Origin of the sequence: Rhizobium sp. G187 (assembly GCF_051549525.1) — a bacterium.
Classification (GTDB): Bacteria; Pseudomonadota; Alphaproteobacteria; order Rhizobiales; family Rhizobiaceae; genus Allorhizobium.
In genome coordinates this window covers 1-12,460 of record NZ_JBPUGM010000003.1, presented here as the reverse complement: position 1 = coordinate 12,460, position 12,460 = coordinate 1, and the positions used below count along the sequence as shown (strand labels likewise).

Sequence of the window (12,460 nt, the reverse complement as noted above, 5' to 3'; positions counted from 1 at the left end):
TTTCCATGCAAGTCGGCTTAAACATAACTAATTTTATCATGTTTAAAGCGGCGCCAGTCCGACATCTTGGATTCCAGCGAACGTCATTAGTCCGAAAGCGAACTTCAGTCCGAAAGGGACCATTGCCATGGAAATCGTTAGAGTGATGAAGTTGGGAAGTGCGACCCAACCGGACCAGCAAGCGCGCCTGATGTGCCAGGGCATCCTAAAGGATATGCTCGGCGACCTTGAAATCTCGCTTGGCATGAGCGACTTGTCCGGCCTAACTGGCCTCTACTGGAATTATCAGCACCTTTCCCTTGCGACCCTGTATTTTCCGGCGGTACCATTGATCATAGAGGCGACCAATGGTGCACTGGATGATGTCGTCATCGTGCGACCGGTGGAAAGCCCGCTGAAGGTCGCCTGTGGCACCGGCAACTTCACGGTGCGGCCCGGAGATGTCGCCTTTCTCAGCGCCGGCCAAGACGTACAATTCCAGCTGGAAGCTGGCGGTCGTCTGGACTTCGCCCATTTGCCGGCGCACGCTCTGGCGCGTCAGCGTGATCATCTCGCCGTGCTGATCGGCAGGACTGTATCTGCCGAATGCCTGCCATTGCAGCTCCTGTGCAGCTATGCTGGTTATCTGCTCCGTCACGAATATCAAACGGATATGGAAGCCCAGATGATGATTGGCCATTTCTATGCGCTGATCCCCGTTCTGGCCCAGAACCTTGGCAAGGCCGCCCCGACCAATCGACCGCATCTTCGCATCGATGGCGTGAAAGCGGAAATCGACCGTCGCCTTTCGGACAGCATGCTCACGGTTGGCAGCATCGCGGCCTATGAGGGTGTGACGCCACGCGCTGTGCAAAAGCTGTTCCACCGCGAGGGAACGACCTTTTCGAAATATCTCCTCGAGCAGAGGCTGGCGCTTGCCATGGCACAACTGCTCTCGTCTCCGCCTGACGCACGCATCAGCGACATCGCCTACGGCGTCGGCTTTAATGACCTGTCCTATTTCAACCGGACTTTCCGACGGCGCTATGGTACGCGGCCGACAGAGGTGCGCCAATTCGGCACCTCGCCGGCCGCGTGAAGTCATGTGTTCAAATTGCCCCCACCTGGCCCGGCGGGCTGCGAAGGCCAGAAACCATCAGGCCGCATGGTCCAGCAGGTTCAGCGCAGTGAGCGGATTGGCGACCATGCCCTGAAAATCCGGAACCGGACGTTCATCGTCGTCGGCATAGCCATGGGTGAACAGCCGCACACGGTTCAGGCACAGGCGCGGATATTCGTCTACGAAGAGGTCGAAGATCGCAAAGCGCTCGACAAGATCCGGAAAGGCTCTTTGATAACGCAGGACACTGTTGTTGGCGGCCGCCCAGAACGCCGCCTCTCCAAATCCTGCACGCTGGTCGAGCAACACCGACATGTAGCGGAAGACGCAGACGAAAAGCGTGGTCTGGATCCCGTGGATCAGAACTTCGGGTGGTAGATGAAGCAGGACTTCGGCAGGCCCCTCCGGGATGCCCGCGCTCTCGGGAAACGCGCGGTCGCAGACCATGACATCGTCGATGAAATCCCGCAGCGCCAGCCGCTCCGGCATGCCATTTTTCAGAATCACCGTGGCGTTCTGCCCGTGCGCGGAGAAATAGAGACCGTGCTTAACCAGCAGATGATAGACAGGGACTAGGACAACATCAAAGAACCGTTCCATCCAGACCGAGAGCGGCACGCCCGCCGTCTTCGCAAGTGCGACCGCAACAGGCTGGCCGTCGGATCCGGCATGCGCAAAGGCTGCGAGCGGCATCCCGGTCTCACCTGCTGCGAGGTGATCCGACAGGCTATCGCGCCACAAGCAGCCGAGCATCTCGTTGAACTGGTAAGGCGCGCCAGGCACTGTCGAATAGAGAGGATGGACATAATGCATGCCAGCACGCTCCCCAAGCAGTGCCAACTTGCACGTTGCCGACAGGAAGGCATCCCGCTGCACAAGCTGGTCGAGGAATGTCGTCAGAGGCGCAGCCGTCAGGGCACGCTTGCCCGGGATGCCACGATAAACAGCGGTGTTGAGGATATTCATGCAAAGCTTCAGCGTGGATTTCGCTGGATCGCTGACATTTGAAACGGTGCGCACCGATTGCTGGGCTAGGTAGAGATCCTCACCTTCGCCGAGATAGACGATATGGCCCTCTGCAATATCACCGGCAAAGTTCGGGATGATCGCCTGATCCCACTGCCAGGGATGAACCGGCATCAGAAGATGGCTTTCGAGAGAACCGCCCCGATTGTGCAGTGTTGCGAGAAAAGCTGCGAACCTCTCCTCACCCACGGCCTCCCGCACCAGTCCTTCATTGGACAGCCCCTCCTCGCCAACGAACCGCGCGCGGACCCGGCTGACGGCAAGCCATGCCACCCGGAAGGGGGTCCGGTTTTCCGGCGTGTAATGCGCGTAGTCGCGGTAACCAAGGCCGATACGGCCCTTGCTGACAGTAACCCAGGGATGGCCAGTAAGCTCACCATCCATCCGGACATCATCGAGAAGGGCCAGCTCAGCGCCAGTCTTGGTCGCGGTCGCAAGACTATGGGCATCGGCGGTCAGGGTATTGCCGAGTTCACGAAGGAAATGGGCCGTGGTCATTGGCTTGACGCCGAGATGGGGAAGTACCTCCGCCACGAATGCCATCGCATCGTGGATTGGCCCGTCGACACCATTGGCAGTCCTCACAACACTATCAGGCTCCACCACGAGGTTGTCAAAGACGTACCGCTTTGCACGAAAGCGATATCGGAAGGGGCCGACCTCCACGGCATAGGACCCCGGCTGTTCGCTGATCACCTCGAACACCCGTTCATAAGCGAACTCTTCGATCACCTTGGCCAGAAGGCGGCGTGACGCTTCGTGCCAGATGGCCTTGTTGAAGGCCTGCGGCACATTGGTTTCGTTAAACACCTGCATAGCGTTCTCCTTCGTGAGTGGAGCGTTTGGGGTTACCCGGGAGGCCGAAGCTCTGGAATGCGGACGGATGGTCCACCTGGTAATGGGTATGCCCGAGAAGCTGGTTGAGAATGATGGCGTTGCGATATGCGCCGAGCCCGAGATCCGGGGAGCCGACACCATGCTGATGCGTTTCGGCATTCTGCACGAAGACCCTGTTGGCGGCAGGATGCGTAGCAACCGTGGTCGCCCGGAAAGTTTCGTCAACGATGAAATCGCCGTTGTCATCCACCGCGAGTACTTCTCCCTTCAGGCTTTCAAGCCAACTCGGCCAGACATGACGATAACCGGTTGCAGCAATCACCGCGTCGGCCTCGACTGTCGTTTGCTCGTCGAGATGCAGATGGCGGATATCGAGAACGAAGCCGCCCGCAGTTCTTGGCGCCGCTGCCTCAAGGGAGGTAACCTCGCAGTTGGAATAGAGCGAAAGCCCTGGATCCTGCCCTCCGACGCTGCGTTCGTAGAGAAGATCAAAGATCTCGGCGATCGTAGCAAAGCTGATGCCCTTGTAGAGAAGCCCCTGCCCTGCGACGACCTCACGGCGTTTATCGACAGCCAAGCGGTGGAACTGGCGCATGTAATCCGGCGTAAAGTATTCCAGTCCAAGTTTGGAATATTCCATCGGGAAGAAGCCAGCCGATCGGGTGATCCAGCGCAGGGAATACCCCGCTGCAATCTTCTCCGGCGTGAGATCGGCATAGAGCGAAAGAACGCATTCGGCCGCACTCTGCCCCGAGCCGACAACGGTGATCGTGCGGCATTTGCCGAGTTCATCGCGACGTAAGCCAAACGAACTCGAATGTATCAGCCGAGACCCCGGCCGAGCACGTGCCCATTGCGGGAGCACTGGGACTGTGCCGACACCCACGGCGATATTGCGGGCCGTAGCCTGATGGGCCTGCGCCCCCCGGTGGCTGGCGATGACGAAGTGATGAGCATCCCGATCAAAGCTAAGACCGGTCACCTCTTCATCGAAGACGCAACTTGCGAGCCGTTCCGAGGCCCACCGGCAATAGTGGTCGTACTCCTCGCGCGGAATAAAAAAGTTTTCGTAGAAGTAGAATTTGTAGAGCCGCTTCTGGTCCCGAAGATAACTTAGGAAGCCAAGTGGATGCGCGGGATCGACCATGGTGACAAGGTCGGCAAGGAAGGGCACCTGCAGGGTCGTGCCAGGCAGAATCATGCCCTCATGCCAGCGAAAACTGCTCTTTTTTTCGAAGAAGCGGCAATCGATTGTGGCGTGGGAAGAGGCAAGTGCAGCCAGCCCCAGATTGAAGGGGCCGATGCCTATGCCGGCGAGATCAAGGGTTTGCATGGATCAGATCCCAAATCGTTGAAGAAAGGTTTCGCGGTGGCAGAACATCAGTTTTGCCCGTTTGTCGGGGAGTTCGATCTCACCCTGTTCCTCGAATGCGCACTCTGGCGCGTAGCGCAGGAGACGTCGGGCCGCGACGGCCGGCTCACCGACAACCTTTGCGGTTTGCGGATCATCCAGAAACAGGAACCGCGTGAAAGCTCGGATGACCGCCGGAGCAAAGCCGCGACCGAAAAAGGAGGGGTCACCGACAAGCATGTGCCAGCCACGATCCTTTTCGAGGGCCGGATAATGCTGGCCGAGAATATCCTCTTTCGCCCAGTAAGCCTCCCAATAGCTCATTGGAACGCCATCGATGAAACCGATATACGGATCCTGATGCGGATCTTCGAGATTGCGCTCGATATAGTCCGCAATCAGCTCGATCGGCTTGGCCATCTTCCACTGCGGCACGACGTGCGGCTGGTTCATCCACCGCCAGAGCAGTTCGGTGTCGCTCTCCTTGTCCAGCAGCCGAAATGCCACAGTCGCCCCGATTTCCGGATCGAAACGGCAGTAAGCGAAATCCGCTTTGTCTCCGATCCGGTCAAGCATGGGCGCGCTCCACATCGGCAAGAGTGATCGGATTGACGATGTCGAGGTAGACGGACTGGGTCTCGACCGGACCGACGAGCTCGTCCATTCTTGCCAGCCGGGTTCGCAGATTGGCCTTGCAACTGAGGATGGGATGAAGGGCCTTGCGCACGAAACGGGACTGGCCGCCGATTTTACGCTCCAGAGAGAGCAGCTCATCACGCAACGCCGCCAGCAATCGCTCCTCGGAAATCAGCCCTTCGCGACCAATTGCTCCGACCATACCGAGCATAGAGTTGATGTAGCTGTAATAGATAACACGCTCGTCGACCGGCAGCTCGTCATAGACCGATTGGCTGGCTTCACCGAGGCCCGGCAGGATCGCAGTCAACGCATCATGGCTCCGGCTATGGTGGAAGAAGCCCTGATTATCGCGATAGAAACTGCCCACCGGATATCCGTCGCGGATTTCCAGAAGAACATTTTGCTGATGGGCTTCAAGCGCTATGCCATGGGTCAGATAGAGCGCCACCACCGGACGGGTGAAGACGCCAAGGAACGCATGGAACCAGTCTAGTGCGACGAGGTCCACACTGCGGTGTTCTGCTGCCGCACGATTGCGGATCAGCGCACCGACGCGGCTTCCACGACCCGGAAGATATTCACATAGGCTGGCGAGTGCCGATACGTTCCGCTCTGCACCCAGCCCGACGAAGGGATTCTCGCGCACCGACACTGAAAGGTCGTCGACTAGCTCTCCGTTTGTGTCCGCGACCGCCATCCAGGCAGGATCAGGGATGAAGGTCAGACCAGGGAAGTTCTCGCAAAATCTCGACCACGCTGGATGTGTGCGGAACCGCGCCATGTCGTCTCCGCGCAAAAGTTCCTTAGGCAGATTGATGCGGACCGAATTGGTAATTCCAATGCCGAGCGACAATTTGAGCATGAATGGCATGTCGGGCCGGTAGAGCGTCCGCACAGAAGACGTTGCAAACCATTCTTTCCCGGCCTCGCCGAGATCAATGACGCCTCCAGATGACAGGAGGGGATCAATGCGACCGGATTCGAGAATATGCGCTGCCTGCCAGGGATGGACGGGGACAAGCGCGAAGTCATCCGACGGCAGTCGAGCCTTCAGATCCGCAAGCTCCGGCCCGAGTGCTTCCCCAATCCAGGCCTGTGCCGCGGGAACACCTTCGGAATGTCCTGTCCGGTAAAGCTCAGGCGCAATGGCAAACCAGTGCAGCGGGAAGCCCGCCCCGAATTCCGGAGAAAAGCGCGCAAGTTGGTCAGCCGTCATGCCGGAGCGGCTCTTCGGGCACGGGTGGATGCCGTGCCCTGCAAGCAGCCCTTGCTCCGCCTCGAGAAAGCTGAGCATTTCCGCTCTCAAGCCGTCGAGATCATCAGCACGCGCATCGAGTGCCTCTGCAATCAACGCGCGGCTCGAGAGGGCGCGCTCCAGAATTTCTTCCCGCCCCTCGCGCTGGCTGTCTTCCGGTGCAAGCCGGGTGATGATGATTGGCAAGGCTTCGACGACCGTGATGAGACGAGAGCCCGTCAGGTCCTCCAGCAGGAGCGGCTCCCCGAACACGTGATGGCCCGTGGCGGAATGATGCAGGACCGGCAAAGTGATGCGCCCACCCCTGTCGGGAAAGCGGACGGAGAATGTCGTCGTTTCGTTGAACGACCAATGGGTCAAATCGGCGTATTCGCGAGCAATGCAATTGATCAGCGACCGCAGGGCGAGGATTGCAGCATCATGCTTGTGCATATTGAGCCTCCAGTTCCTTCAGGATGACAGACAGCGCATCCAGCACAGGCCGGACGGCATCAAGGGTGGATGCGGGATTGAGCAGGGTCAGCTTGAAGTGGACCCGGCCATCGAGAACAGTTGTTGCCACAGCGGCAATGCCCCGATGCATAAGCTCGGCGCGGGCCAGCATGACCAGGCGATCCTGTCGTTCGCCGTCGCAGTCGAGTTTCGGCCGGAAGAGAACCGTCGAAAGACTGGACGTCCTGCTGAGGATCCAGTCGTCGTGCCGGGAGATCTCTTCTGCGATCGCCTGAGTGTTGGCGAGCGTCTGCTCAAGCAGTGTGGAAAGCCCGCTCCTTCCGAGTGACCTCGTCGTCATCAGAACCTTCAGGGCATCGCTGCGGCGTGTGGTCTGGAAAGAGCGCTCAACCAGGTTTGGTACGCCCTTGAAGACTTCCTCTTCGGGATTGAGATAGTCAGCCTTGCTGGCCAGCGGTGCGAAGTCTCGAACGTCGCGCAGGACGACGGCACTGCAACTGATCGGCTGGAACAGCATTTTATGGAAATCGAGGGTGATCGATCGGGCTTTCTCGATCCCGCTCAGCCGACCACGATAGCGAGTGAAAAGAAGCCCCGCCCCATAGGCAGCATCGACATGCAGCCAGATGTCGCGACGCATGGCTATGTCTGAAATCGCGTCGAGCGGATCAATCGCGCCGAGATCGGTAGTCCCGGCGGTTGCGACGATGGTTACGGGTATCATGCCGTTTGCAATCGCCTGGTCGACCGCTCTCTCGAGCGCCTCCGGCTCCATCCGCCCCTCGTCATCCGTCGGAACGAGCGTGATCGCTCCTCGGGGAAAGCCAAGTATCTCAGCGCTCTTGGTGATGCTGAAATGCGCCTGATCCGACGCGAAGATCACGCCCCGCCTTCGGCTCTCCGGCCCCAATCGTTCCGTCGCGAGGTAAAGGGCCGTCATATTCGACTGGGTGCCACCGCTGGTAAAGCTGCCACCAGCACTCTCTGGCAATCCGCAAAGGGAGGAAAGCCAAGTGCAGACCTTCTCCTCGACCATGGTCGCAAAGGGCGACTGATCCCAGGAGTCCAGGGACTGGTTCGTGGCCGCAACGATCGCTTCGGCGGCCAGAGCACTGATTGAAACCGGGCACTGCAGATGCGCCATGGTGACGGGAGACCCCACATTCAGGGCATTGGCGACCGCGGGTCGACCAATATCCTCAAGCGCGCGAGTGAGCCCCGTTCCTTCGTCCGGCATGGGATCGATCAGCGAAATATCCTTCGCAAGATCGTCAGCATGCCGTCCGGCATAAGGACCGCTTCTCTGTTGGGCCCCGATCAGTTCGGCAACCGCGAGCAAGGCATCGCGATAACGCGCCAGACTTTGAAGGGCGGATCCGAGGATCTCATGGGCAAGGAGGTCTATGCCCCGGTCGCTTTCGACCGGAGCTTTCACGTTCACGATGTTTGCAGTCATGCCGCCTGGCGCTCCAATCGCGCAAAAGCGGAACCTACAATGTCGGCAACCCGGTCGATTTCAGCATCAGAAATGACCAGTGGCGGAAGGAAGCGCAGCACGCTGCCATCGCGACCACCGGTTTCCAGGATAAGGCCGGATCGGAAGACATCGGCCTGGACCAGTCGGGCGTAGGCGCCCCCATGCGCCGGATGCCCCTGGAGGTTAGGTCGCCCAAAGGGATCGACCAGTTCAACGCCCAGCATCAATCCTTCTCCGCGCACCTCGCCAATATAGGCAGAACCGGCAGCGATATGCTCGAGATGGGCACGCAACCGGCCACCGGCCTGTGTCGCCCGCTCGACAAGCGCATCCCGACGCATGACCTCAAGCGTCTTCGATCCGGCCGCCATGGCGAGTTGGTTTCCGCGGAAGGTGCCGGCATGCGCGCCCGGCTGCCAGAGATCGAGCGCCTCATCATAGACGATCACGGCCAAGGGCAGACCGCCTCCGATTGCCTTGGAAATGAGGATGATATCCGGAACGATCCCGGCCTTTTCGAAGGCATAGAACGTACCGGTACGCCCAACGCCCGACTGGATCTCGTCGATGATGAGCGGAATCCCGAGATCACGCGTCACCTTGCGAATGCGGCGTAGCCATGAGGCTGGCGCCGGAATGACACCTCCCTCCCCCTGCACGGCTTCGAGAATGACTGCTGCTGGCAGCGGGATACCGCCCTCCGGGTCGTTCAGCGCCCGCTCGAAATAATCTGCGGCTAGATCCGCCGTTTCTTCCGGGCCGCGTCCGAAGGGGCAACGGAAGCTGTAGGGATAGGGAAAGAAGTGGACACCAGGTACAAGATGCCCAAGAGCGGCCTTCGGGCCGAGCGATCCCATGAGCGACAGGGACCCTTGCGACATGCCGTGATAGGCGCCTCGAAAGGCAATCACATGATCACGCCCTGTTGCCGTCTTCGCCAGCTTGATCGCCGCCTCAGTCGCATCCGTGCCACTCGGGGAGCAGAACTGGATGCGGGCCCGTTCCTTCAGGATTGACGGCAGGGTATCGAAGATATCTGAGACGAACCTGTCCTTTACCGGTGTTGTCAGATCCAGCGTATGCAGCGGCAGGCCCGACAGAAGCACCTGTTGTAAGGCCTCGATCACCTCAGGATGATTATGTCCAAGGGCCAGCGTGCCCGCCCCTGCAAGGCAATCGATATAGCTACGCCCATCGACATCCGTAACAATGCAGCCCTTGGCTGACTGGAGCGCGACCGGGAAGCGCCTTGGATAACTCCGCGCGTTTGACTCGCGCCGGCTCTGGCGCTCCAGATAGTGCTCATTTGTCGAGGCACCTGAAAAAGACATGAAGACCTCCTCTCATCCCGAAACACTCAGGGGGGACAGAGGACACCTTCGTTGGATTGATCCGCCACCGCAGGAATGCGGCGGAGGAACCAGACCGCAAGCGCAATGCCGATCAGCGAGACCACGGTCGCCGTGACGAAAAGCGCGGAGTAGCCGAGGCGATCAACAAAGTAGCCCGCGATTGAACCGCCTATGAGGTAGATCAAGAGCTCTGCGCAGTTGAGGATCGTGAAGTCGGTACCGGGCTGATCCGAAGAGGAGGAAGCCATAAAGAAGGAATAGATGGCAACGAGTTCCATGTAGCGGATCAGCGTCTGAAAGGCCGATGCGGTCATTGCTGTCTCGACCGCTGGAAGGATACCGAGGGCACTCAATGAAAATCCGATGAAGCAGAGCGTGCGCAGGCTGCCGAGCAGGACAAGCGTCGCCGGAAGACCGAAGCGACGAATGACTGCGGCGGCAATCGCAGCCCCGGCAAGGCCGGCCGTGGCGGCTGCCGAGCCGGTGAGATAGCCAATCCAGTCTGTCTGAACCTTGAGATCGACGAGATAGGTCCCTTCCATCCCCTTCACGAGGCCTTCGCTGGCGCGATAGGTAAGGGCAAAGCCAAGCAAAAGCCATGCCTGCGGGCGGCGGAAGAAAGCGGTGATGCTCGGTCGTGGGCGCGCGTCCTTCGGTTCCGCGTCCGGCTCTTCGCGCATCCAGGCGGCGGCGGCGAGCGGCGCAAGCGAAATGACTGCAATGGTCAGCATGGTCGCTTGCCAGCCGATATGGTGGTAGAGAACCAGCGAAACGGTGCCCCCAATGATCACCCCAAGGGCGATGGCGCCGGCCTGTATGGCATTGCCAATCGCTCTGTCTTCTGAGCGAAGAGTACGGATTGCGTATCCGTCAGTTGCAATGTCTTGGAGGGAAAACAGAACGACGACGATGGCGCAGATGACAAACAACACTGCCGTGTCGGTCGGCCCCACGAGTGAAAGAATGGCAATCCCGAGACTGACGGCAGCCTGCATCACGATGATCCAGCCGCGGCGATGGCCAAGCGCCGGCAAGAGAGCATGACGGTCGATGAAGGGGGCAACGGCGAACTTGAACAGCATTGGCAGCATCAACAACATGAAAAGGCCAATTGCAGTCCGAGACGCGCCGGCCTCACGCATGATCGGCGGCAACGCCACCAGCAGCAGATAGTTAGGGATGCCCTGGCCGAGGTAGAGCGCGGCCAGCACCGCAAACAGCCGTCGCTGGTGCAGGGCCGCGCGACCAGCATCGCCCATGTCGTCGCCCAGCTCTGCATGGATTGCCATCGTTCGACCTCGAAAAAACATGATAGAATAAGTCATGTTTATGCTGGGTGGTCACAGTTGGCTAGGGCCAATACGAACACGGATTGGACCACGGCGAACTCCGAAGACAAAAATACAATCAAGCAGCGTGCCATATTGACCGGTGACATTGACGACTTCGTCGTATGTCCCGGATCAACACCCATGAGAGGCGCTGGTGCACGGATCCTTTGTCGATGATGGAATAACCGGGGCTTGTCGCAAACCTTTCGATAGGCTCAGACTAACCCGCGAGCGGTTTTGTGACGTGCACCCAGAATTTGGACCAGCGGGAGCTGAAATTTTCCGGGGTCCATCGCATAACGCCAAAACCCATGACGCGCGGCCGACGACATTCAATAGTTGCATAATCCAGGCAAGGTGGCGAGAAGCGAATGAGTGCGAATGGACCGAACGACGATTGGCCAAGCGCTGTCATCGCCTTCCTGGAGGAAAGTCTGCCGGTGGCCAGTCGATCTCCGCTTACATGATCCGATGATAGCATGACAGCCTTTCAGAACGGGTGCGATGCGTTGGTGGCGTTGGGACAGGCGGAGCGCATTGGGTCAGGCGCGCTGGCGAAGGACTGCCCAAAACACCCCGGAATTCTGCCGCACTGAGATGACTTATGCTTGACGGTCCTGGGCCTGGCGAATGTAAAGCTCTTGCGAGTAGGGCGTGCGCCACCCGGGATAACAACCGGTTTGGACAGCCACAGATGCGAATATGGCTGCCTACAAGACAGCGGATGCGGCACTGGCTAGCACCACTATTTTACCGCTGCTCGATAGCCTTGGTCTTACGGAGAATGGGCAATGGACACAGGCTTCAGAGACGATCCACTGGCGATATGCGGACGGTTGGAAGCCTTCACGCCTCCAAGACGTTCGCTTTAGGGAAGCGTCAAAATTGCCTACGAGACGATGCCTGATGACATCGAGGACGAAACGCACCGCCTCGCGACGATCGCTGACGATGATGTCGAATAGAGTGTGGTGCGTATCCGCAAGGTCAGAGAAATGAACTATACCAACGCCAAGCGACGTGGCCGGGACGTCGCGCCTCCCGAATTTGCCCGCCGGACATTGAACGGGCGCGCGCACGTACTGGCGTCGAGCAAAGCGGGTCGGGCGAACTCGACGGGCTATTCTATCGACGCTGGCGACTATGCGATGGCTGGCTTTCGGATGAAGAGACTCCACGAGCGCTCGAAATAATCCACGATCGGCTTGCCCATAATATGAGACGCGCCGTCGTCCGCGAGCGGTACGATGGGCTCGTCACGGCTGAACTAGGCTGCAAGCCGCCAGACAAGTCGTAAGACTGATCACGAACTGCCAGCCGCTGGTAAAGACCTCAACCTGGCGCATGGCTCCTGGGATTTGAGCGTAAGCTGAAAATCGATTTGGGCCGAGGTCGGCAATCAAGCGCTGATCCGGAAGGTGCGATCAGAACATCGCTTACCGAAATCTCAAGGGGATCAGGTCAACACAAGCAGTGGTATGAACTGGCCGGCTTGCGGCGGCGCCGATTTGCATACCGCATAAACGCAAAACCGCCCCCATTGGATGGAGGCGGTTTTGCGTATTTATGTTTGGATTTGGTTGCGGGGGCAGGATTTGAACCTGCGGCCTTCAGGTTATGAGCCTGACGAGCTACCGGGC

General features: G+C 59.0%; 8 protein-coding genes. 1 reads left to right on the top strand and 7 read right to left on the bottom strand.

What is annotated here, in order from left to right:
* Positions 1–127 precede the first annotated feature (127 nt).
* Complete coding sequence (locus ACSV9I_RS09355) at positions 128–1,078, top strand: helix-turn-helix transcriptional regulator (protein ID WP_438328575.1); 951 nt, start codon at positions 128–130, stop codon at positions 1,076–1,078.
* A gap of 57 nt (positions 1,079–1,135) precedes the next feature.
* Here the strand turns inward: ACSV9I_RS09355 and ACSV9I_RS09350 are convergent, their stop codons facing one another.
* From ACSV9I_RS09350 to ACSV9I_RS09320, 7 genes are read right to left on the bottom strand one after another with little or no spacing between them, the layout of a single operon-like run.
* Positions 1,136–2,941, bottom strand: coding sequence for an IucA/IucC family protein (locus tag ACSV9I_RS09350; protein WP_438328574.1), 1,806 nt, complete (start codon positions 2,939–2,941; stop codon positions 1,136–1,138).
* Positions 2,928–4,295 carry a SidA/IucD/PvdA family monooxygenase gene (locus ACSV9I_RS09345; RefSeq protein WP_438328572.1) on the bottom strand — a complete coding sequence of 456 codons (1,368 nt, stop codon included), beginning with the start codon at positions 4,293–4,295 and terminating at the stop codon, positions 2,928–2,930. Before ACSV9I_RS09345 ends, ACSV9I_RS09350 begins: the two co-directional genes overlap by 14 nt.
* A gap of 3 nt (positions 4,296–4,298) precedes the next feature.
* Positions 4,299–4,889 (bottom strand): GNAT family N-acetyltransferase, encoded by a 591-nt coding sequence (locus ACSV9I_RS09340; protein ID WP_438328570.1) that lies wholly within the window; start codon positions 4,887–4,889, stop codon positions 4,299–4,301.
* Entirely contained in the window at positions 4,882–6,639 is a 1,758-nt protein-coding gene (locus ACSV9I_RS09335; RefSeq protein ID WP_438328569.1) for an IucA/IucC family protein, read from the bottom strand. Before ACSV9I_RS09335 ends, ACSV9I_RS09340 begins: the two co-directional genes overlap by 8 nt.
* On the bottom strand, positions 6,626–8,116 hold the full coding sequence (locus ACSV9I_RS09330; RefSeq protein ID WP_438328567.1) for a pyridoxal phosphate-dependent decarboxylase family protein: 1,491 nt from the start codon (positions 8,114–8,116) through the stop codon (positions 6,626–6,628). The genes ACSV9I_RS09335 and ACSV9I_RS09330 overlap by 14 nt, the downstream gene beginning before the upstream one ends.
* Positions 8,113–9,468 carry a diaminobutyrate--2-oxoglutarate transaminase gene (locus tag ACSV9I_RS09325; protein ID WP_438328565.1) on the bottom strand — a complete coding sequence of 452 codons (1,356 nt, stop codon included), beginning with the start codon at positions 9,466–9,468 and terminating at the stop codon, positions 8,113–8,115. The genes ACSV9I_RS09330 and ACSV9I_RS09325 overlap by 4 nt, the downstream gene beginning before the upstream one ends.
* A 26-nt stretch (positions 9,469–9,494) precedes the next feature.
* A complete protein-coding gene (locus ACSV9I_RS09320) occupies positions 9,495–10,778 on the bottom strand; it encodes a RhtX/FptX family siderophore transporter (RefSeq protein ID WP_438328563.1) in 1,284 nt (427 codons plus the stop codon).
* Between the last annotated feature and the right edge of the window lie 1,682 nt (positions 10,779–12,460).